The organism is Ectobacillus funiculus, assembly GCF_004138295.1.
Classification (GTDB): Bacteria; Bacillota; Bacilli; order Bacillales; family Bacillaceae_G; genus Ectobacillus; species Ectobacillus funiculus.
In genome coordinates, this window is the sequence record NZ_SCFM01000006.1 from 84,888 (window position 1) to 107,662 (window position 22,775).

The following is a 22,775-nucleotide window of genomic DNA, read 5'->3' on the forward strand; positions in this document are numbered from 1 at the left end:
TAGCTACTGTTAAGTTTGTCCCATTCTAGAACAGAACTTTCACTTGCCAGCTTCTTATATACCAAACCGCATATTTATACCATATGTTTAATAGGAGCAAATGATTTTCGATGTTCCGGCAATATCCCATGATGCTCAATCGCAGCTAAATGCTCCTTTGTCCCATAGCCTGCGTGCTTTTCAAAGCCATACTGCGGATAGCGCAGACCAAGCTCCTTCATCATCCGGTCACGCGTCACCTTTGCGACGACAGAGGCAGCTGAAATGGATATGCTTTTGGCATCACCTTTGATAATGGACGTTTGCGCAATCGGAAGCGGCAGCTTCATTGCATCGATGAGCAAATGCTGCGGTGTGATAGATAAACTTCCAATCGCCTCTATCATCGCCTTTTTTGTTGCTTCGTATACGTTGATTTCATCAATTTCTTCAGCGCTGATAATGCCAATCCCAATGGCAAGCGCCTGTTCTTGAATAATAGAGAAAAAAGCTTCTCGCTTCGCTTCACTGAGCTTTTTCGAATCGTTCAATCCCGCTAAATAAAAATTTCCAGGCAAAATAACCGCCGCCGCTACAACCGGTCCAGCCAGCGGACCTCTGCCAACCTCATCAACGCCCGCTATAAGCGTAATGCCTTGAGAGCGAAGCGCTTTTTCATACGTTGACATGTAAGAAAACAATTGCTGATCCTGCTGCTGCAGCTGTTTTTGTTTTCGCCAACTAGCTATGAGCTTTTGCACTCCTTTTCGTTCATCCTGCAGCAATTCGACAAAGCGCTGATCCTGTTCCGTTTCTATTTCCTCTAGCAACAGCTTTATTAATTTAATCGTCCGCACTGCCATATAGTCCCCCCCCTAATAAAGAAAACTCGCCGACTGGCGAGCCCTGTCCTTGGGCGAAGCCAGAGGCGTAGCCCTACTTATATTTTATTCCTAAAATTTCTCACTACGTCGAGCTGTCTTCCAGCTAGAAATTTATCCTTGCTTAAAGTGATATAAAAGGCACGCATATGCGCACCTTTTATGCTTCTATTTCTGCATATTCATTCGGCTCTTCGAAAGTAATTCGCCCTAGCTTACCAGCTCGCAACTCTCTCAGCACAATTTCTGCCGTTTTATCGTAATCAATGATGCCGCCGCTTAATAAGCAGCCTCTTCGCTTTCCGATGTCATCAAATAACTCCACAATATCCTCAGAAAGATGGGTGAGATTATAGCGTTCCTTTAACTTTTCTGGATAATGTGCAGAAAGGAAGCGGAGCGCATAGACAGCCACATCTTGTAAATTTAAAATGGCGTCCTTAATTGCACCGGATGTGGCTAGGCGAAGCCCAACTAGCTCATCTTCGAATTTTGGCCAAAGAATCCCCGGCGTATCAAGCAATTCAAGTTCCTTACCAACCTTAATCCATTGCTGCGCAGTCGTTACCCCTGGCCGGTCACCTGTTTTGGCAATATTCTTTTTCGCAATTTTATTGATCAACGTTGATTTTCCTACGTTCGGAATCCCAACAATTAATGCACGGACCGCCCTTGGATTGACACCTTTAGCAATCATTCTATCGAATTTTTCCTTCACCAATTCCTTACAGGCAGCGGTAATTTCTTTCATCCCCTGCCCCGCTTGCGCATTAATAGAAATGGCTTTAAAGCCCTTTTGCTCAAAATACGCAATCCATTTGCGTGTTAGCCTCTCGTCCGCCATATCAGCTTTATTTAATACAACGAGACGGGGCTTATGAGCAATAATTTCATCAATCATCGGATTTCGGGACGAAGCAGGAAGACGGGCGTCAACGAGCTCAATCACTACATCGATTAGCTTTAACTGCTCCGTTACTTGGCGCCTTGCTTTTGCCATATGTCCGGGAAACCATTGAATTGTCATATTATCACCTGCTTACGATTAATACTAGCCTGCCGATCGACAAGCTGGTTTGTGTTTCTATCTATTTTTCGATAACGCGGGCATCTTTAATCGGCCAGTACACAATATTTGCCTTGCCGATGACTTGATCCATAGAAATGGTTCCGATTGTTCGGCTATCCTTGCTAAAACGGCGGTTGTCACCCATAACAAACAGCTGCCCCTTAGGTACAGTACGAGCTCCTGTAACTTCTTCAAGTGTGAAGTCATATGTAAGAGATCCTTCTGTTACTTGCTTTTTATATGTCTCTAAATACGGCTCTTCATACGCTTTCCCATTTACATATAATACATCATTCTTATACTCGATACGATCGCCCGGCAGTCCGATAACCCGCTTAATATAGTCTTTATCCTCTGTTGCCCGAAACACAATAATATCAAACCGTTTCGGTTCTCCGAGATTATATCCGAGTTTATTCACAATCATACGATCCCTGTTATGTAATGTCGGCATCATGGAAACACCATCAACTAAAATCGGCGCAAAGAGGAAGTGACGAATGACAGCTGCAAGCACAACGGCTACAACAATCGCTTTAATCCATTCCCACGTTTGGCTTTTTTCCTTCGCCATATATATTCTCCTCCATAGGTGGTGTGTATAGGCCATATCGGAAAAAGGGAGCTTGTACATACAAGCTCCCATACAGTCATTATCGAATTTCTTTGATACGTGCTTTTTTACCGCGAAGGTTACGCAAGTAGTACAATTTCGCACGGCGAACTTTACCGCGACGCATTACTTGGATTTCCGCAATACGTGGTGTGTGTAATGGGAATGTACGCTCAACGCCTACACCGTAAGATACTTTACGAACTGTAAATGTTTCGCTGATTCCGCCGCCACGACGTTTGATTACAACGCCTTCGAACACCTGGATACGCTCGCGAGTACCCTCTACTACTTTTACATGCACACGCACTGTGTCCCCTGGACGGAATGCAGGTAAATCAGTCTTTAATTGGGATTTTGTGATTTCTTCAATCAATTGTTGCATTTCTGATTCTCTCCTTTTAAACCGATGCTCTTACACTCTATCTCCTGCAGCGGAACATCGTTGTTAATGCGACGTAAGTCACAAGGGATATCTTAACACATATGAACCTAGCTTGCAATAGCTATCTAGGAAAGTGTTAAGCCTTTTTACTTGTCTTCTTCAAATTCACGCAGCCACTGCTGCTCCTGCTTTGACCAGTCACGCCCCTCAAGCAAATCGACACGGCGCATATACGTGCGGCGTAACGATTCCTTCCGGCGCCATTCCTCTATCTTGGCATGATTGCCCGATAGCAAAACATCCGGAACCTTCATCCCCCGGAAGTCAGCGGGACGTGTATAGTGGGGATGCTCTAACAGACCTGTGCTGAACGAATCCTGAACGTGCGACTCCTCCTTGCCAAGCACCCCTGGCAGCAAACGAACAACACTGTCTGTGACAACCATGGCGGCCAGTTCGCCGCCTGTTAAGACATAGTCCCCAATAGAAATCTCATCCGTTACGAGATGCTCCCGGATCCGTTCATCGTAGCCCTCATAATGGCCGCAAATTAAAACGAGATGCTCTTCCTCTGCCAACGCTTCCGCTTTTCGCTGCGTCAGGCGCTCTCCTTGCGGGCACATGAGAAGAACACGCGGCTTTGTTTCAGCAGTGCCTGTAAGCTGCTCCACCGCATCAAAAATCGGCTGCGGAGCAAGAACCATACCTGCCCCTCCTCCGTACGGATAGTCATCCACGCTGCCATGCTTGCTTGCTGAGTACTCCCGGAAATTTACAACACGGATGGATACAGCTTCTTTTTCCTGCGCTTTTTTTAAAATCGAAGAACCGAACACACCTGTGAACATTTCAGGAAACAATGTTACGATATCGATTTTCATTCTAACAACCCTTCCATCACATAAATTACGACAAGTTTATTTGCCACATCAACCTTTAATACAACATCTGCAATATATGGGATATAGGCTTCTTTTCCGTTCGGACGCTTCACGACCCAAACATCATTTGCACCTGGAGATAGAATCTCTGTAACCACGCCAAGCTCTTCTCCATCCTCGGAAACAACCTTACAATCAATAATTTCATGGTAATAATACTCATTTTCCTCAAGCTTGCCAAGCTGGTCCTCTGACACCTTTAAAAAGGAGCCCTTAAACTGTTCGACGTCGTTGATATTGTCATAGCCCACAAATGTAAGAAGATCAAAGGTTTTATGCGTACGGTGCGATGCAACCTTCACTTCAATCGGCTCTTTGCTTTTCTCCTTCCAAATGTATAGCGTACTGCCTTTTTTGTAACGCTCCTCAGGAAAGTCTGTGCTAGAAATCACACGGACTTCTCCTCGTAAGCCTTGCGTATTCACAATCTTCCCAACGTTAAACCATTTTGCCATAGGATGATCCACTCCGTTTTCTCATTTATGTATATTAGTTTCTCCATAACTTTCTTCGCTTAATAAAGAAAAGCGGACAAGGCCCGCCTTTTATGGCAGCGTAGGGGTGAGCCGGAGTAAAAGGCGCTTTTTGCCTTTTGCGGAGGTTCAGCCCGGAGTCTGCCATTTTGGGCCTTGGGAGCTAGACATCGCCCCTAAAAGTTATATTTTCTTATCTTGTACAGAAAACTCGCCGATTGGCAAGCCCTGCTCTTGGGCGAAGACAGAGGCGTAGTTGTACTTACACATCGCCTTACATTTTCCTAAATTGCAAAAAAGGGAGAGGAACAATCGTCCTCGCCCTTTTTCCCGCTATTGAATTTCAAGCGTCAGCTTTTCGTTTTTTTGATGACCAGCCGCATAAACGACGGTCCGAATCGCTTTTGCAATACGGCCTTGCTTGCCGATTACTTTTCCAACATCCTCAGGATGTACAGTTAATCGATATATGGTAGCTCCATTAGTCGTGTCTTGTGTAACCTTTACATCCTCAGGATAATCCACAAGGGCCTTGACAATCGCTTCGATTAACCCCGTCATACGCCGATTACTTGCCTTGACGTGCTACGTGGAACTTCTCTAAAATACCTTGTTTAGAGAACAAGTTGCGAACTGTGTCAGATGGTTTCGCACCGTCTGCCAACCATTTTAATGCTGCTTCTTCGTTGATTTTGATTTCAGCTGGTTGCGCAACTGGATTGTAGTAGCCGATTTCCTCGATGAAACGTCCATCACGAGGAGAACGAGAATCTGCAACAACTACACGATAGAAAGGAGATTTTTTAGCTCCCATACGTTTTAAACGAATTTTAACTGCCATTTATAAAGCACCTCCGAATTTGTTTCACACAGATACTAATATTAGCAAATGTGTTTAGGGTTGTAAAGTATAAATTCTTAACAGCTTATTTTTTCCTTCAGCTATCTTGCTATTTACATGAAGGGAAACTTAAAGCCGCCTTTTTTCTTGCCTTTTTGCATACTTGTCATTGTTTTCATCATCTTCTTCATATCATCAAACTGCTTGAGAAGACGGTTTATCTCTTGAACAGTCGTCCCGCTTCCCTTTGCGATCCGCTTTTTGCGGCTGGCATTGATGATTTCCGGCTGCTCCCGTTCTAGTTTTGTCATTGAACGAATAATAGCCTCAACATGACCAATTTGCTTTTCGTCCACCTGAACGTTTTTCAGGCCCTTCATTTTGTTGGCACCAGGAATCATACCAAGCAATTCATCAAGTGGTCCTAGTTGACGCACTTGTCCCAATTGCTCCAAAAAGTCATCTAACGTAAATGACTGTGTACGCATTTTTTCTTCAAGCTCTTTTGCTTTTTCCATATCAACAGTGGCTTGTGCTTTCTCAATAAGCGTCAGCACATCCCCCATACCTAAAATACGGGAAGCCATACGCTCCGGATGAAACGGCTCAAGCGCATCAAGCTTTTCGCCCATACCTGCAAACTTGATTGGCGTGTTTGTGACAGCTTTAATAGACAGAGCGGCGCCTCCGCGCGTATCACCGTCTAGCTTCGTAAGCACAACGCCCGTCAAGCCAAGCTGTTCATGAAAACTTTGTGCCACATTGACTGCATCTTGTCCTGTCATCGCATCAACAACAAGGAAAATTTCATCAGGTTTTGTAACCTCTTTTACTTGTTTGAGTTCATCCATAAGCGTTTCATCAATATGAAGACGACCTGCTGTATCGATAAGTACATAGTCACGATGCTCTTCTTTCGCCTTTTCGATCGCTTGTTTTGCAATCTCCACTGGGCTTACTTGATCACCAAGGGAAAAAACAGGCATATCAAGTTGCTTTCCAAGTGTTTCAAGCTGTTTGATAGCGGCAGGACGGTAAATGTCGGCTGCTACAAGCATTGGCTGGCGATTATACTTTTTGCGAAGCAAATTTGCAAGCTTTCCTGTTGTTGTCGTTTTACCAGCGCCCTGCAGACCTACCATCATAATGACAGTCGGCGGACGGCTTGCGACAGCAATTTTGCTTTGCTCACCGCCCATAAGCTGCGTGAGCTCATCCTGTACAACCTTGATAACCTGCTGCCCAGGCGTTAAGCTTTTCATCACATCTTGCCCAACAGCACGCTCAGACACGCGTTTCACAAAGTCTTTTACTACTTTAAAGTTAACATCCGCTTCCAGCAAAGCAAGACGCACTTCGCGCATCATTTCTTTTACATCGGCTTCGGTAACTTTCCCTTTGCCGCGGATTTTCTGCAATGTCTGTTGAAGTCGGTCGGCTAATCCTTCAAATGCCATAATGCCGTCCTCCTACTCTAAATTTTCAATAGCTTCAACAATGTGCTTCACTTCTTCATTTACATGCTCGTGTTTATTAAGTACATCCTGCATCTCTGCAAGAAGCTGCTGCCGTTTTTGAAACTTTTCAAACAATAACAGCTTTGCTTCATACTCCTCAAGCATTGCTTCTGTACGCTTAATATTGTCGTATACTGCTTGGCGGCTTACTTCAAACTCCTGAGCAATCTCACCGAGCGAGTAGTCGTCTAAATAATAAAGAGACATATAGCTTCGCTGCTTCGCAGTTAACAACGATTGATAAAAATCGTATAAATAATTCATTCTCGTTGTCTTTTCGAGCACGTTGATCACCCTTTGTTAAGTGAATTCCCTTTACAACATTAGTGTACAGAGAAATAAAACACGTGTCAAGCTTTTCCTCTTGCAAGCTCTATTCTGCTTCCTTATCGATCAAGTCTCCAAACAAGCCGTATACATACTGTTCAGGGTTAAATTCTTGAAGATCGTCCATTTTCTCACCAAGACCAACAAACTTTACAGGCACCTTCATTTCATTTCGGATTGCAAGCACAATCCCGCCTTTTGCTGTACCGTCAAGCTTCGTTAATACAATCCCGCTTACGTCCGTCACTTCACGGAAGGTTTTTGCCTGACTTAAGCCGTTTTGTCCTGTTGTCGCGTCAATCACAAGCAGCACTTCATGAGGTGCACCGGGAACCTCGCGCTCAATAACGCGCTTTACCTTCTCAAGCTCCTTCATGAGATTGACTTTATTCTGAAGGCGGCCTGCCGTATCGCAAAGCAGTACATCTACCTTGCGCGCTTTCGCTGCCTGAACCGCATCGTACATCACAGCTGCCGGGTCAGATCCTGACCCTTGCTTAATGACATCCACACCTACACGCTCTCCCCATACTTCGAGCTGCTCGATGGCACCGGCGCGGAAAGTATCCCCAGCCGCCAGCAAAACTGTTTTTCCTTGGCTCTTCAATCTGTGTGCAAGCTTACCGATTGTTGTTGTTTTTCCTACACCGTTGACGCCTACAAACAAAATGACAGTAAGCCCATTTTCTTGCAGATGCAATTCGCCGTTAAAATCATCGTCGCTTTTATAAATTTCTACGAGCTTCTCAGAAATAACCGCCTGCACGTCCTTTGTATCCTGAATATTACGGCGCTTTACCTCATCCTTTAGCTCTTCAATCAGCTCCATTACTGTTGTCACACCAACATCGGCGCCAATTAGAATTTCTTCTAGCTCTTCAAAAAAATCCTCATCTACTTTTCGATACCGGTATACAAGATCATTCACCTTTTCGGAAAAGGAAGTACGTGTTTTTTCAAGACCTTGTCGAAACTTTTCTGTTACTGATTCTGTTTGACGAGAAATTGTTTCCTTTAACTTTTTAAAAAAACTCATTACGCCACATCCTTTCTAATCATTCGCAATTGTTTTAGCATCATCATCAAGCCGAACAGAAACAAGCCTAGAAACGCCAGACTCCTGCATGGTAACACCATAGAGCACATCGCATTCCTCCATTGTTCCCTTTCGGTGCGTAATGACGATAAATTGTGTTTCTTGACTGAACTTCCGTAAATACTGCGCAAAGCGCGATACGTTCGCTTCATCGAGTGCCGCCTCTACCTCATCAAGTACACAAAACGGAACAGGCCGCACCCGTAAAATAGCAAACAAAAGTGCAATTGCGGTGAACGAACGCTCCCCGCCAGACAGCAGTCCAAGATTTTGCAGCTTTTTCCCAGGCGGCTGTGCTACGATATCAATGCCTGTGTTCAATAAATCCTTTTCGTCTGTCATAATCAAGTCTGCTCGTCCACCCCCAAACAGCTCGCGAAACACCGCTTGAAATTCAGTGCGAATTGCCCCAAATGTATAAGCAAACCGCTTCTTCATCTCTTCATCCATCTCGCTGATGACCCCATGCAGCGTATTCTTTGCCTCCTGTAAATCACCGCGTTGTTCGAGAAGGAAATGATAACGTTCGGACACTCTCTCATATTCTTCAATCGCACCTAAGTTCACTGTGCCAAGCTCCTCAATAGACAGCTTGATCAGCTTTACCCGTTTACGCGCCTCTTCTACAGGCATCATAAGCGAATATTTCAGTTTCGCCGCTTCATACGAAATTGTATACGTTTCACGCAGATGCTGCAGTCGATTCTCCAATTCTACATCGAGACGCCCTAGCTGCACTTCCTGATCTTTGACGACATCCAGTACATATTTATGCTGCCGCTTTGTTTCCTTCGTTTCTCTTTCCGCATCCTCTAATGCAGTTTGAAGACCGAGACGCTGCTCCCGGCGCGCACTAATCAATTCAACTGTCTGATTCCGATCATGCGCCTTTTTCTCAATTTGCTCCGACAAATGAGCCTCTCCGCTTGAGCTGGAAGCTGTCTCGCGCTTCAGCAGATCTAAATCCCCCTCTGCCCTAGACAGTATTTCATTTGCATCACCCTGTTCCCGTAGCAACCGAGCCACCGTTTCCTTCTGATTCTGCAAACGCTGCTGCTCCTGCGCAACCTGTACTTTGATATCTGTAATTTCGGTCTGCAGCTTTTCCTTGGAGGAGCGCTGCTCACTTTTTTGCTTCGTTAAACTCTTCATCTGTTCGTCTAACGTTGCAATCGTTCCACTGATTTGCTCAAGCTCTTGCTGCAGCACTTTTTCTCTCTCCGCTGTCTTTGTGTGCTCCTCATGAAAATCATTCATCTCTAAATCGTAAAGAGCAAGACGGTCATTGATGCGATGCTCTTCCACTTCTAACTGGGTAATCTCTTCTTTTTGCGCACGCTCATTTGCCCGGATATTCTCAATAATCGTCCGAAGCTCAGACGCCTTCTTTTCCAGCCCGCCGATTTCACTTTTTAAAGATTGAATATATTTCTCTAGGGCACTCGTTTTACGCTCCATATCCGCCAGCTTCTCCGTCCATGCCTCAAGCTCTCGCTGCCGTCCAAGCAACGATGTTTTCGCCTGCTTTACAGCGCCCCCTGTCATGGATCCGCCTGGGTTCACCACATCCCCCTCAAGCGTAACAATGCGGTATCGATATTGCAGCAATCGCGCCAGCTCATTCGCACCTTTTAAATCACTCGTCACAATAACTGTCCCGAGCAAATTTGTAATTACACTCCGGTACGGTGGCTGATACGCAATAAGCTCAGACGCCACACCTATAAAAGCTGCATGCTGCTGCGCAGCCTGCAAAATGTCAGATGATATATATCTGCCCTTGATTGCTGTCATTGGCAAAAACGTAGCACGCCCATACTGATGCTTCTTCAAAAAAGCAATTGCTCCTCTGGCATGCTGTTCCTCTTGGACAACAATGTGCTGGGCCGCGGCGCCTAATGCTGTTTCAATAGCGGTTTCATATTTCTCGGGTACAGTAATAAGCTCAGCAACAGCTCCTTCGACTCCATCCAGCCGTCCGCCGCGCTCTTTCAGCACTTCCCTGACGCCTTGATAAAAACCGGTATATTCCTCTTGCATTTCCTCAAGCATTTCTTTACGGGAACGCGCCTTTTGTAAATATTGGTACGCTTGATACAGCTTCGCTTCATCCTCTGTTTGCTGCGTTCTCATACGTGCAACCTTTTGCTCAGTCTCCTGCAGCAGCGAGATGTGCTGGGCCATAGCTGACTGAAGTGCTTCATACTCGACATTTAAACGTGCCTTCTTCTCTTCAATAGAAGTTCGCAACTCTAAAAATTTACTATTTTCTTCGTTTAGACGTCTCGTTTTAAATTCCTTCTGCTTCGTTTGCTCGCCTATTAAAACCAACTCATTCCGAAGACCAGCCTGCTTGTTCAACAACTCGATATAGTCGCCTTGCAGCTTCTCAATTTCTTCCTCGACGTTTTGTTCATATGTCATCATGACCTGCTGATGCTGATGGAGACGCTGCTCTAGTTCCTTTACTGAATGAGCGAATGCTTGCAGCTGGCTCTTTTCTTGCTTCACATCCACTTCATATTGCTGAAGTTTTCTCGTTAAGTCCTGGATGGTTTTCTCGAGCTGTGTGCGGTTGACAGCCGCATTCTTTTTCCGCTCCTTTAGTACTTCCCTTTGCCCCTCAAGCTTCTCAAGCTCCTTACTTGATAGGAGAAGCACCTCCTGCAAAGAAGCGATTGACTCATCAATAGCATGCATATGCTCGCGATGCTCCTCCGTCTTCGCCTCACCTGCTTGCAGCTTTGCGGACAGCTTGACTTCGTGATCTTTATTGTTTGCAAGCTCTTCCTGCAGGCGTTCCCATTTCGTATGCAGCTCCTCAATTTCATATACGATCAGGGCTGTTTCTACCTTTTCCAGCTCTTCCTTCTTTTCCAGATAATCCTTCGCAACAGAGGATTGGATGCGAAGCGGCTCAACCTGGCTGCTCAGTTCGTGGATAATATCCTCAACACGATTTAAATTTTCCTGTGTTTCCTCGAGCTTCGCCTCTGCCTTTTTCTTGCGTGTTTTATATTTCAACACTCCGGCTGTTTCCTCAAAAATCCCCCGGCGATCCTCAGATTTACTGCTTAAAATCTCCTCGACCTTCCCTTGGCTAATAATCGAAAACGCTTCCCGGCCCATGCCCGAATCCATAAATAAATCAACGATATCCTTAAGGCGGCATGATTGCTTATTAATCAAAAAGTCACTATCCCCAGAGCGGTATACGCGCCGCGTTACACTTACCTCATTATATTCAATGGGCAGCTGCTGATCCTCATTATCAAGCGTTAATGTTACCTCCGCTATGTTGAGCGATTTACGCGAATCACTGCCAGCAAAAATAATATCCTCCATTTTTGCACCGCGCAGTGATTTAACAGATTGCTCGCCAAGAACCCAGCGAATCGCATCTGTAATATTGCTTTTACCACTTCCATTCGGACCGACTACCGCCGTGACACCTGGAACAAAGTCAATGGCCACGCGCTCTGCGAACGATTTAAATCCAACGATATCTAGTCTTTTGAGGAACATTTATCACTTTCCCCCTTTTTACGCAGAATGAATCCCCCTTTGATCAGGGGGATTCATTCTTGATGTTCTTTTAGCTTTTTTAACGCTTCCTCTGCGGCATGCTGCTCCGCTTCCTTTTTTGATTTTCCGCTTCCCAGGCCCAAGGCCACTCCATTTAAAGTAACACGGGAAATAAACTCACGATTATGCGCAGGACCCTTCTCCTGCAAAATTTGATACTCAATGCTCCCGCTGCCGTCACGCTGAATCAATTCCTGCAGCTGACTTTTAAAATCCATCACATGAGAAAAAGCACCCTCGTTAATTTTCGGATACACGATATGTTTTAAAAATTCCCAAACGCGCTCTAACCCTTGATCTAAGTACAGCGCCCCAATAAATGCCTCAAACACATCGGCCAATAGCGCCGGGCGTTCACGTCCACCTGTCATCTCCTCGCCTTTCCCTAGTAAAACAAGCTCACCAAATGACAATTCATTGGCAAATTGCACAAGAGATGGTTCACAAACGATAGCAGCGCGAAGCTTTGTAAGCTCCCCCTCGCTCATAGTCGGGTATTTTTGAAACAAATATTGTGAGATGGTTAGTTCCAATACCGCATCTCCTAAAAATTCCAAACGCTCGTTATCTTCATGAGGTTTTTTGCGATGCTCATTCACATAAGATGAATGCGTGAAAGCTTGAATTAGCAGCTTTTCATTCTGAAATGCAATGCCCGTCCTGTCTTGAAACTGTTTGAAAGCCTCGCGATATTTCGCTTCAAATCTTTTGTCTCTATGTCTTCTGTACGGCATAGGTTCCTCCTAAACATCCGCAGGTATGCATATATGCTGAGAAAGCCCCGTAGAAACGGGACTTGCTCAAAATCTTATACGTGGCTCTCTATGTAGCTAACAGCATCGCCAACAGTTGCGATTTTCTCTGCATCCTCATCGGAAATTTCCATTTCGAACTCATCTTCTAACTGCATAACAAGTTCTACTACATCTAAAGAATCCGCACCTAGATCCTCTTTAAAATTAGCAGAAGGGACTACTTCTGTTTCGTCTACTCCAAGACGATCTACGATGATTTTTGTTACACGCTCTAAAACGTCTGACATTATGGTTCACCTCCCCTCAAGTATTATATTAGATATTGTACAGAAAAACTAGACAAAATCAATTCTTTGTTATATAAAGGGACCCCTACATGCTCATGCCGCCGTTGACATGCAGCGTATGGCCTGTAATATAGCCGCTGCGATCGGATGCAAGGAACGTTACCGCATGCGCAATATCATCCGCCTCACCGAATTTTGCAAGCGGAATCAGTTTTAGCATTTCCTGCTTTACCTCTTCTGTCAGTTTGTCCGTCATATCTGTTACGATAAAGCCAGGCGCAACCGTGTTTACCGTGATATTGCGAGGCGCAAGCTCCTTTGCCGCAGTTTTCGTTAAACCAATCACACCAGCCTTCGCTGCCACATAGTTTGCTTGTCCAGGGTTTCCTGTTACCCCAACAACAGAGGCGATGTTGATAATGCGACCAGCGCGCTGCTTCATCATGTGGCGGGATACTGCTTTTGTTGTCAAAAATACGCCTTTTAGGTTCGTATTAATGACTGCATCCCATTCTTCTTCCTTCATACGCATTAACAGATTATCTTTTGTAATGCCGGCATTATTGACAAGAATGTCAATTTTTCCAAATGTATCTACAGCTTGCTTGATCATCGCGTTTACTTCCTCACCGTTTCCGATGTCAGCCTTTACTGCAATCGCTTCGCTGCCAAGCTTTTGAATTTCATCGACTACTTCCTTTGCCTTTAGTTCGTTGCCTGCATAGTTAACAACTACCTTTGCGCCGTTCTTTGCCAATTCAAGCGCTACAGCGCGGCCGATTCCGCGGGACGCTCCTGTTACAACTGCAACCTTATCTTGTAGCATCAGCCTTCTCCTCTCAATTTTGAAATTGTGCTCTGAAGCGTTTCTTCATCGTAAATTGCATATGTCTGCACAGATGGAGCGATTGATTTCATCAATCCTGCCAACACTTTACCTGGACCAATTTCTACAACTGTATCTACACCTAGTTCTGCCATACGTTCAATTGCTGGATACCAAAGCACTGGAGAATAGAGCTGCTCGACTAGCTTTTCCTTGATTTCTTCTTTGTTTGTTATCACGTCTGCTGTTACGTTTGCCACTACCGGGATGCTCGCGTCATGCATTGCGATCCCATCAAGGACCGCACGGAATTTTTCTGCAGCCGGCTTCATAAGAGAGGAGTGAAACGGACCGCTCACGCGAAGAGGAATCGCCCGCTTGGCACCGTTTTCCTTCGCTTTTTGTGATGCAAGCTCCACACCTGTTTTCGTTCCGGAAATTACGATTTGCGCGCGGCTGTTCATATTCGCAATTTGCACTGGGTGTCCTTGCTTTGTTACTTCCTCTGTTACATCCCGAAGTAAAGCAGGATCCATGCCTAAAATAGCTGCCATTGCGCCTTCGCCGTTTGGCACTGCTTCCTCCATATATTCACCGCGCTTGCGCACTGCATAAATGCCATCTTCAAATGAAAACGCGCCCGCAGCTACCAGCGCACTATATTCACCGAGGCTATGCCCTGCTACATAATCAGGCGTAATGCCAGATTGCTTTAAAGCCGTTAGAATAGCAACGCTTGTTGTTAGAAGAGCTGGCTGTGCATTTGTTGTTAATGTCAGTTCCTCCTGAGGTCCTTCGAATATGAGCTTTGAAAGCGATACACCTAGGATCTCATCAGCTTTCTTGAACACTTGCGCAACCTCTTCATACTGATCTGCTAATTGTTTCCCCATGCCAACAGCTTGCGACCCTTGACCTGGGAACAAAAATGCGATTTTTCCCATTTATTTTACCTCCTCTGTTTGCCTCTCAACCGCCTCTGTAATCGTTGCAACCATATTATTTGCTATCATTTCTCTTGTTTGACGAATCGCGCTGAATACCGCGTGCTCATCAGAGGATCCATGCGCCTTAATCACAGGTGCCTTCAAACCGAACAAGGCTGCTCCTCCATACTCAGAATAATCCATTTGCTTCTTTAATCCAAGCAGCTTGGGCTTTAACATTGCTGCCGCCAGCTTGCTGATAAACGAGCTTGTCAGCTGCTTTTTCAGCAGGGAAAATATAGAAAGAGCCGCACCCTCAAGCGCCTTTAATGCGATATTTCCTGTAAAGCCATCGCTCACAACCACATCGGCAGCCCCTTCTAATAAATCCCGCGCCTCCACGTTTCCAACAAAGTTTAAGGAAGAGTTCTTCAGCAAATCAAATGTCTGTTTTGTTAATTCATTTCCTTTACCGTCTTCCGTTCCTACATTCAGCAGCCCGACGCGCGGCGCTGAAATCCCTCTTACCTTTTCAGCATAAATGCTGCCCATCACTGCATACTGATACAAATGCATCGGCTTCGCATCTACATTTGCGCCAACATCCAGCATAATAAATCCTTTTCCGTCAGTTGTCGGCATTGTCGGAGATAGCGCTGGACGTTCAATGCCCTCAATGCGCCCAATTACAAACAATCCAGCTGCCATAAGCGCACCTGTATTGCCTGCTGAGATACACGCATCTGCGTCCCCTTCCTTTACCTGTTGAGCGGTCAATACCATGGAGGCATTCTTCTTACGACGCACCGCTCGTACTGGCTCATCTGTTGCTTCAATCACTTCATCTGTATGTAAAATGGAAATGCGTTCTTCCTTCGTTAAGTATTTGCGAATTTCCTCTTCTTTTCCAACTAGCGTAATATGTATGTCTGAAAACGTTTCGACAGCCTTGATCGCGCCAAGCACAACGGCTTTAGGCGCGTGATCGCCGCCCATCGCATCGATTGCAATTTTCATTTGCTGCTCCCATCCTCACTGTTTTTACTCGACCGATACATTTCAAACTTCCCGGTAAACACAATTTCATTTCCGACAAAACTTCTGACCTCTACCACCGTTCTGCCTTTGTCATTTTCAATATTAGACACGCGCGCTTTTGCCACAACACGCTCCGCTAGCTTTACAGGGCGCACATATTGAATTGTTGCTTTTGCAGTTAGGGCCAATTCTTCATCAATTAAAGCAACCGCCAATGAATTTGCCTGTGCAAACAAATGGTGTCCCCGCGCGATGTTATTTCGCTTAAATACATGCTCTATTCCGATATCTAAAATCGAAATCCCCTGTACGTCAAGCTCCATATCAATAATTTCTCCAACAACTTCATCAAGCGGCAACGATTTGACATTTTCCTCTAATTGCTGTACCGCTACATGCTTAATGCGCTCACGAAGCTCAGGAATCGATAATTCCAAGCGGTCAAGGCGAATCGTTTGAATACTCACTTGAAATTTCTCTGCCAGTTCCTCATCCGTAATGAACGGATTATCCCGTATCGTTTTCTTTAGCAGCTGTTGCCGTTCCTTCTTCTGTCTTCTCATTAATTTCGCGCCTTCCGATCTTATGACTAGGTACTAATAGTAGTATATAAGCAAAAAAAGCAGAATGCAACAAAAAAGTTTGTTGCCTCTGCTCCCTTAATCTAGCTTCTCTCCTTGAAATACACCGCTCTCCTCTAAATATAGCCGAAGCCCTGCGTATTGCGAAGTATGCCAAAACGCATGTGACTCGACAAGAATTGCGGCATCGCTTCTTGCCGTTTCAAGAGCACGGTAATCATGGACCATATCTGCCACCTTAAAATCGGGTAAGCCGCTTTGCTTTCTTCCAAAAAAGTCACCCGGCCCGCGAAGCTCTAAGTCTTTTTCTGATAAAACGAAACCATCATTTGTTTCTGTCATAATACGCATGCGCTCTTTTCCAACTTCTGATTTCGGATCGGCGATGAGCATGCAATACGACTGCTCACTCCCCCGCCCAACGCGGCCACGCAGCTGATGAAGCTGAGATAACCCAAATCGCTCTGCATCGTAAATGACCATCACTGTCGCATTTGGCACATTTACCCCGACCTCTACAACCGTTGTAGATACAAGAAGCTGTACTTCATTTTGGCTGAAGGCCCGCATTACCTCATCCTTTTCCTGTGAGGATAAACGTCCATGCATCAGCCCAACGTTACATTTGTTAGCGAAATAATGAGAAAGCATACTGTGTAAGTCAATTGCATTTTGCACATCCAGCTTGTCTGATTCTTCAATAAGCGGACAAATCACATATGCTTGTCGTCCTTTTTGCAGTTCTTTCTCGACAAATGCCAGCACACGATCCAGCATATCATGCTTCGCCCAATAGGTTTCAATGGTCTTGCGCCCAGCCGGCATTTCATCAATTACCGATACATCCATTTCGCCAAAGGCAGTAATGGCCAGTGTACGCGGAATGGGTGTTGCCGTCATAAATAAAACATCAGGATTTTCTCCCTTTTCCCGTAACACACGGCGCTGCGCCACACCAAAGCGATGCTGCTCATCCGTGATGACAACTCCAAGCCGGTGAAAGTTCACCTCATCCTGAATTAACGCATGGGTTCCGACAAGGATATCAACCTCTCCAGCATGCAAACGCTCCAGCATTTCACGGCGGCGCCCCCCTTTTACAGAACTTGTTAATAGCTCCACCCTCACATCAAATGCTTCAAATATATTAAAGAGAGATTGATAGTGCTGCTCCGCCAAAATTTCCGTCGGCACCATCAGCGCTCCCTGATAACCCGCAAGCTTTGCCGCATACAACGCAATCGCCGCAACAACCGTTTTTCCCGATCCAACATCACCTTGCAACAATCGATTCATTCGATATGCCGATGATAGATCACGTAAAATTTCAGAAACGACCCTCTCTTGCGCCCCTGTAAGCGGGAATGGAAGAGAGGAGATAAACACGCGCAGCTCCGCCTCATCATATTCCTTCTTTGTCCCCGCTGAATTCTCACGCTGCAGTTTGCGCAGCGCCTGCATTTTCAACTGAAACAAAAAAAACTCTTCATATACAAAACGTCTGCGTGCTTGTTTCACATCCTGTTGTCCGCCCGGAAAATGAAGAGCCTGCAGCGCAGCGCGCCGCGGCAGCAGCTTATACCGCTGCAGCAAACCATCCGGCAGCGGATCGTTCACGTATTGCCCATATTGCTGCAGCGCTTGTGAAATAAAGCGTCTCATTTGCTTTACTGTCAGCTTTCCTTTAATCGAATATACCGGCTCTACGTCCTGTTGCCGGACAAGTGCACCGAAATGTACCTCCGTAACAGAAATCGTTTGCCGATGCTGATCCCACTTTCCTGTAATGGTAACTGTTTCATCCATCTTCACTTTATCTTTATAATAAGGCCGATTGAAGCATACTGCGTTAATCAAATAACGCTCAACAAGCACGCGAAATGTTAACCTCGATTTTTTCTTGCCGTAATATTGCAAAACTGGAAAGCTATGCACCTTGCCTTCTACGGTAACGCGCTCTTCATGCTTTACTTCTGCAAGATCCCTCATCGCATAATCTTCATACCGATATGGAAAATGCTCAAGTAAATCTTCTACCGTAAATAATCCCATTTCATGCAAGATCACCGCGGTTTCTTCACCAATACCTTTCAAATCTGTAACCGGTGTTTCCAATGTCACGCACATCACCTCCTGCTCCTTATATTGTAACATACATTGCTAGCGCAACGTTTTTGCGTCTATCAACAAGAAACGAGCAAAAAGCCCTGTCTTGTGAGACAGGGCTTTCCCTTATTCGGCAGAAATAATAAATGAATATAGTGGTTGATTCCCTTTATAAACCTCTACCTCTACATCCTCAAATGTAGCCTCAATAAAAGATTGCAGCTCCTCCACTTGTTCATCGGATGCATCTTCCCCCTGCAAAATTGTCACAATTTCATCGTCTTCAGTAACCATATGCGCCAGAAGCTTCTTCGCTGCTTCCACTTTATCACCAGCCGCGGCAACAATTGTTCCTTCTGCAATCCCCATATAGTCATCCTTCTTAATGTCAACGCCGTCTATCTGTGTATCGCGCACAGCATACGTCACCTGACCCGTTTTCACAGAAGAAAGGGCTGCTTTCATATTGCTTGCATTCTCTTCAAGCGTAAGCGCAGGATTAAACGCAAGCACAGCTGCCATTCCTTGAGGAACCGTTTTTGATGGCACAACAACAGCATGCTCCCCGACGACTGACGCAGCCTGCTGTGCAGCCATAACGATATTCCCATTATTCGGCAAGAGTATTACCTGCTCTGCATTTGCCTCTTCAATCGCTTTTACAATATCCTCTGTGCTCGGATTCATTGTTTGGCCGCCCTCAATTACTTGAACCGCACCCATGCTTTCAAACAGCTCTTTAATCCCTGAGCCCATCGCAACTGTGACAATGCCGTACGGCTGCTTTTGCGCTTCGTTCTTTGCCGGTACTACCGCATGCGCCGCACTCTCACCATGCAATAAATGCGTATGCTGCTCGCGCATATTTTCAATTTTAATTTTGATTAAACTGCCGTAGCGCTGCCCATAGTTCATGGCATCTCCCGGATGCTCTGCATGAATATGAACCTTAACGAGTTCATCATCTGCCACGACGAGCAATGAATCACCGTACGCACTCATATCCTCACGAAACTTTTGCTCAGAAAATGGATGTTCTTTTATCTTTTTTGGATCAAGCTTCACCATAAATTCCGTGCAATAGCCGTATTCAATATCTGCTGTGCTGAGTTGGCTTTGGACAGTACGATGATGCTCTGCCTGCACCATATCCTCTATAGATGCTATCGGCTCTTTTGCTGCAATGACTTCTCCCTTTAATTCGGCTAAAAAGCCCTCATATACAATGCAAAGCCCTTTCCCGCCGCTGTCGACAACCCCGACTTGTTTTAATACTGGCAAAAGATCCGGGGTACGGTTTAAAGATGCGTTTGCTTCCTGGACAATTTCCTCCATAAACGACATGAAATCCGTTTGCCTTTTCGCTGCTGTCACCGCTCTTTTCGCAGTATCTTTTGCCACTGTTAAAATTGTACCTTCAATCGGCTTCATCACCGCTTTGTAGGCTGTTTCCACACCAGCCTCAAGCCCTTGGGCAAAATCTGCTGTTGTCAACATTTCCTTTTGTTCGATTGCCTTTGCAAACCCGCGGAACAATTGGGATAAAATAACACCAGAGTTCCCGCGCGCCCCCATTAGCAGCCCCTTTGCGAGACTCGCTCCAACCTTCCCGGCGTGATCGGAAACATTCCCTTGCACTTCCTTTGCTCCCGATGTCATAGACAAGTTCATGTTTGTACCCGTATCACCGTCTGGAACAGGAAAAACGTTTAGCGAATCTACAAGTTTCACATTGTTTGTTAAGTTTGTCGCGCCTTGTAAAATCATTTGTGCTAAACGCTTTCCATCAATTTGTTTTATGGACACAGACCTTCCTCCTTATTGCACCTTACAAGTTCGTTACTTTAACTCCTTGCACGTAAATATTTACCGAATCCACAGCCAATCCGACAGTTTGATTTAGCGTGTATTTCACTTTTGTTTGCACATTATGGGCTACCTCTGAGATTTTCGTACCGTAGCTCACGATAATATACATGTCAATATGTACTTCACCGTTCTCATCACGAACAACCACACCGCGCGTAAAGTTCTCTCTTCGCAAAATATCCGTTAACCCATCTTTGAGCTGATTCTTGGAAGCCATTCCTACAATCCCGTAACAATCTACTGCAGCACCTCCGGCGATTGTTGCGATTACATCCGTACTAATATCGATTTGTCCATATTCCGTCTTCATTTCAATTGACATATGGTTTCCCCCTTTGGAAATATTCAAAGCGAGTTGAACTGCTTATTTCTATCATATACGCTTTTCAGGGAAAATGCTATTTCCCGTTTACGTTGCTACCTTTTCTTACAGCGTAGGAAAGTATGAATTTCCGGCTGAAAGCAAATTCAGCGTAGTCGGAAATTTTAAGAATACACAAAATTGCCCATCGTTATTATACAACATTTGGCAAGATGTTATGTCAAGGAATTTTTCTTGATTTCTTTTTTGAACACTGTTGCATTCTAATTATACTTGTGTTAAATTATAGTAGTGTTTTTGGGGCTAAAACCGCCCTTAAGCCCTTGAAAAATAAGGTACGTTATGGTAGTTAGGAGGGAAATATAGATGGCTCGTGTTTGTGCAATCACAGGTAGAAAAGCTCGTTCTGGTAACTCACGTTCTCACGCTATGAACGCAACTAAGCGCAAATGGGGTGCTAACCTTCAAAAAGTTCGCATCGTCGTTAACGGTAAAGTAAAGCGTGTGTACGTTTCTGCTAGAGCATTAAAATCCGGCAAAATCGAACGCGTTTAATCATAAAAGAGTCCAAATTGGGCTCTTTTTGCATTTTAGTCATAAAAGCGGGCCTTGGGAGTTAGACATCACCCCGAAAAGTTATACTTTCTTTATATGTAAAAGGCAAAAAGCACCGATTTCGGTGCTCCTTAACCCTTCTTAAAGGTATTTAACATCGCTCTTACAAGACCACCTAGGAATTTTGGCAACTTAATTGTATAAAATCTCATGGTTTCCCTCCTAATCCCCATTACTCCAAATCTCTTTGTAATATATTCATAAGTGCAAAAAGCGTTTCTTTAATCCCTGCTTCTTACCACCATTAATATGCCCGACTGAAAAGAAAAAGTACCTTTTTCCTCGACGAGTTCATTGCTCACACAGAGTGTCGATCCCCAACGAATCGTTTCGTTTTCAAGCGGATATTTGAAGCCGCTCAGAGCAATGCCCGTGACTATTTCAGTCATCGGCAGGAAGGAGATATAAGGAAACAACTCGTTGCTCTCAATTATATATATGCCTGGTGTTTGTATAGATATTTCATTTTTATGATCAATAATTGTAATGGGAATTCCCTGATCCATCCCTCGTACCAGCATTTGTACATTTGCAAACGCATGGTCAAGACGCCCTCCTGTCGCTCCAAAAATCCGAATGCTGTTCGGCCGTTGCTCGAGCGCCCAACGAAGCGCCAACTCCAAATCGGTTTCATCTTTTTCCTTCGGCATAATATGAAGATCATGCTTTTGCCACTGCATCCATTCCAGCTCTTCTTCTGTTACAGAGTCATAGTCGCCAAATGCTGCAGCCGGTACAATGCCGCGCTTTAATAAGTAATATACGCCGCGGTCTGTCGCGGCCCAAACAACCTGCTCATCCTCATATTGTGAAAAATCCGGATGATGATCTAGCGGTCCGCCTGCTAAAATATGAACAATCATTTTCTAAACCTCCTATATAGCATTTTCTAGATGTGCTTTAGCTATATCATCCTCATTGCAGTAAAGAAAATTCTCGGATTAGCGAAGATAGAGGCATGGTCACACTTACGCTTCATTCTTAAAATTTCTTACTACGTCGAATTGGCATCCAGCTAGAAATTTATACTTTCTTAAAGTGTTACAAAAACAGCTGTCCCTATTACAGGACAGCTGTTTTTGCGTATAAGACTTATTATTCTCCGCGAATGACTCGAATTGCCTGCGCACGATCTTTTTCATTATAGATAGCAGACCCCGCAACAAGAACATTTGCACCCGCCTCAACACAAAGTCGCGCTGTTTCTGCGTTTACACCGCCATCGACCTCAATGTCCACCTGCAAGCCGCGCTCACGTACCATACGTGACACTTCTTGAATTTTTGGCAATACGGCATGAATAAATGACTGTCCGCCAAATCCAGGGTTCACTGTCATTAGCAGCACCATATCAATATCCTCTAGCACATGCTGGATTGTGGAAACAGGCGTGTGTGGATTTAACACGACACCCGCTTTAATGCCAAAGGATCGAATCAATTGGATTGTCCGATGCAAATGCGGACATGCCTCCACATGAACCGTAATAATGTCTGCTCCTGCTTTTGCAAACTCCGGAATATATCTATCCGGCTGTTCAATCATCAAATGCACATCAAGCGTCAGCGAAGTAATCGGACGAATCGCTTCCACGATTAACGGACCAATTGTAATGTTCGGCACGAAATGCCCGTCCATTACATCCACATGAATATAATCTGCTCCCCCTTTTTCAACATCCTTGATTTCCTCTCCCAGCCTTGCAAAATCTGCTGACAGAATAGATGGTGCAATTTTAATCAT

Annotated in this window: 25 protein-coding genes; 1 reads left to right on the top strand and 24 read right to left on the bottom strand. The window is 44.9% G+C overall.

Translation table 11 applies throughout. The features are described 5' to 3' along the window. Positions 1–74 precede the first annotated feature (74 nt). From EP737_RS04770 to EP737_RS04870, 21 genes are all read right to left on the bottom strand, one after another. Positions 75–842 (bottom strand): ribonuclease HII, encoded by a 768-nt coding sequence (locus EP737_RS04770; protein ID WP_129726788.1) that lies wholly within the window; start codon positions 840–842, stop codon positions 75–77. A gap of 178 nt (positions 843–1,020) precedes the next feature. Next, positions 1,021–1,887, bottom strand: a complete 867-nt coding sequence (gene ylqF / locus EP737_RS04775; protein ID WP_129726789.1) for a ribosome biogenesis GTPase YlqF — start codon at positions 1,885–1,887, stop codon at positions 1,021–1,023. Positions 1,888–1,948: 61 nt separating this feature from the next. Beyond that, positions 1,949–2,503: a signal peptidase I gene (gene lepB, locus EP737_RS04780; RefSeq protein ID WP_129726790.1), complete on the bottom strand. Its 555-nt coding sequence runs from the start codon at positions 2,501–2,503 to the stop codon at positions 1,949–1,951. A gap of 79 nt (positions 2,504–2,582) precedes the next feature. Further along, on the bottom strand, positions 2,583–2,927 hold the full coding sequence (gene rplS, locus EP737_RS04785; protein ID WP_129726791.1) for a 50S ribosomal protein L19: 345 nt from the start codon (positions 2,925–2,927) through the stop codon (positions 2,583–2,585). Between the two features lie 146 nt (positions 2,928–3,073). Further along, positions 3,074–3,808, bottom strand: a complete 735-nt coding sequence (gene trmD, locus EP737_RS04790) for a tRNA (guanosine(37)-N1)-methyltransferase TrmD (RefSeq protein ID WP_129726792.1) — start codon at positions 3,806–3,808, stop codon at positions 3,074–3,076. Then, positions 3,805–4,323: a ribosome maturation factor RimM gene (gene rimM, locus EP737_RS04795; protein ID WP_129726793.1), complete on the bottom strand. Its 519-nt coding sequence runs from the start codon at positions 4,321–4,323 to the stop codon at positions 3,805–3,807. The genes trmD and rimM overlap by 4 nt, the downstream gene beginning before the upstream one ends. A 351-nt stretch (positions 4,324–4,674) precedes the next feature. Beyond that, on the bottom strand, positions 4,675–4,902 hold the full coding sequence (locus tag EP737_RS04800; protein ID WP_129726794.1) for a KH domain-containing protein: 228 nt from the start codon (positions 4,900–4,902) through the stop codon (positions 4,675–4,677). Between the two features lie 7 nt (positions 4,903–4,909). Beyond that, a complete protein-coding gene (gene rpsP / locus EP737_RS04805) occupies positions 4,910–5,182 on the bottom strand; it encodes a 30S ribosomal protein S16 (RefSeq protein WP_129726795.1) in 273 nt (90 codons plus the stop codon). Positions 5,183–5,295: 113 nt separating this feature from the next. Beyond that, positions 5,296–6,639, bottom strand: a complete 1,344-nt coding sequence (ffh, locus tag EP737_RS04810) for a signal recognition particle protein (protein ID WP_129726796.1) — start codon at positions 6,637–6,639, stop codon at positions 5,296–5,298. Between the two features lie 12 nt (positions 6,640–6,651). Next, positions 6,652–6,984, bottom strand: coding sequence for a putative DNA-binding protein (locus EP737_RS04815; RefSeq protein WP_129726797.1), 333 nt, complete (start codon positions 6,982–6,984; stop codon positions 6,652–6,654). An 88-nt stretch (positions 6,985–7,072) separates the two neighbouring features. Further along, positions 7,073–8,062: a signal recognition particle-docking protein FtsY gene (gene ftsY / locus EP737_RS04820; protein WP_129726798.1), complete on the bottom strand. Its 990-nt coding sequence runs from the start codon at positions 8,060–8,062 to the stop codon at positions 7,073–7,075. A gap of 15 nt (positions 8,063–8,077) precedes the next feature. Then, positions 8,078–11,647 carry a chromosome segregation protein SMC gene (smc, locus tag EP737_RS04825; RefSeq protein WP_129726799.1) on the bottom strand — a complete coding sequence of 1,190 codons (3,570 nt, stop codon included), beginning with the start codon at positions 11,645–11,647 and terminating at the stop codon, positions 8,078–8,080. A 53-nt stretch (positions 11,648–11,700) separates the two neighbouring features. Continuing rightward, entirely contained in the window at positions 11,701–12,441 is a 741-nt protein-coding gene (gene rnc, locus EP737_RS04830) for a ribonuclease III (protein WP_129726800.1), read from the bottom strand. A gap of 74 nt (positions 12,442–12,515) precedes the next feature. Beyond that, the gene (locus tag EP737_RS04835) at positions 12,516–12,749 is read right to left on the bottom strand and encodes an acyl carrier protein (RefSeq protein ID WP_129726801.1); all 234 of its coding nucleotides are present in this window, start codon (positions 12,747–12,749) and stop codon (positions 12,516–12,518) included. A gap of 85 nt (positions 12,750–12,834) precedes the next feature. Then, complete coding sequence (fabG, locus tag EP737_RS04840; RefSeq protein WP_129726802.1) at positions 12,835–13,575, bottom strand: 3-oxoacyl-[acyl-carrier-protein] reductase; 741 nt, start codon at positions 13,573–13,575, stop codon at positions 12,835–12,837. Next, on the bottom strand, positions 13,575–14,519 hold the full coding sequence (gene fabD, locus EP737_RS04845) for an ACP S-malonyltransferase (RefSeq protein ID WP_129726803.1): 945 nt from the start codon (positions 14,517–14,519) through the stop codon (positions 13,575–13,577). The genes fabG and fabD overlap by 1 nt, the downstream gene beginning before the upstream one ends. Next, positions 14,520–15,518 (bottom strand): phosphate acyltransferase PlsX, encoded by a 999-nt coding sequence (plsX, locus tag EP737_RS04850; RefSeq protein WP_129726804.1) that lies wholly within the window; start codon positions 15,516–15,518, stop codon positions 14,520–14,522. Continuing rightward, a complete protein-coding gene (fapR, locus tag EP737_RS04855) occupies positions 15,515–16,102 on the bottom strand; it encodes a transcription factor FapR (RefSeq protein ID WP_129726805.1) in 588 nt (195 codons plus the stop codon). Before fapR ends, plsX begins: the two co-directional genes overlap by 4 nt. A gap of 96 nt (positions 16,103–16,198) precedes the next feature. Further along, entirely contained in the window at positions 16,199–18,247 is a 2,049-nt protein-coding gene (gene recG / locus EP737_RS04860; RefSeq protein WP_129726806.1) for an ATP-dependent DNA helicase RecG, read from the bottom strand. 105 nt (positions 18,248–18,352) lie between these two features. After that, positions 18,353–20,032, bottom strand: coding sequence for a DAK2 domain-containing protein (locus EP737_RS04865; RefSeq protein WP_129726807.1), 1,680 nt, complete (start codon positions 20,030–20,032; stop codon positions 18,353–18,355). 22 nt (positions 20,033–20,054) lie between these two features. Continuing rightward, on the bottom strand, positions 20,055–20,417 hold the full coding sequence (locus tag EP737_RS04870) for an Asp23/Gls24 family envelope stress response protein (protein WP_129726808.1): 363 nt from the start codon (positions 20,415–20,417) through the stop codon (positions 20,055–20,057). A gap of 366 nt (positions 20,418–20,783) precedes the next feature. Between EP737_RS04870 and rpmB the strand changes: the two genes are divergently transcribed. Beyond that, positions 20,784–20,972: a 50S ribosomal protein L28 gene (gene rpmB / locus EP737_RS04875; protein WP_129726809.1), complete on the top strand. Its 189-nt coding sequence runs from the start codon at positions 20,784–20,786 to the stop codon at positions 20,970–20,972. 131 nt (positions 20,973–21,103) lie between these two features. On the opposite strand, the gene spoVM is transcribed toward rpmB, so the two are convergent. From spoVM to rpe, 3 genes are all read right to left on the bottom strand, one after another. Beyond that, a complete protein-coding gene (spoVM, locus tag EP737_RS04880) occupies positions 21,104–21,184 on the bottom strand; it encodes a stage V sporulation protein SpoVM (RefSeq protein WP_034670092.1) in 81 nt (26 codons plus the stop codon). 69 nt (positions 21,185–21,253) lie between these two features. After that, the gene (locus EP737_RS04885) at positions 21,254–21,895 is read right to left on the bottom strand and encodes a thiamine diphosphokinase (protein ID WP_129726810.1); all 642 of its coding nucleotides are present in this window, start codon (positions 21,893–21,895) and stop codon (positions 21,254–21,256) included. Positions 21,896–22,127: 232 nt separating this feature from the next. Continuing rightward, entirely contained in the window at positions 22,128–22,775 is a 648-nt protein-coding gene (gene rpe, locus EP737_RS04890; RefSeq protein ID WP_129727054.1) for a ribulose-phosphate 3-epimerase, read from the bottom strand.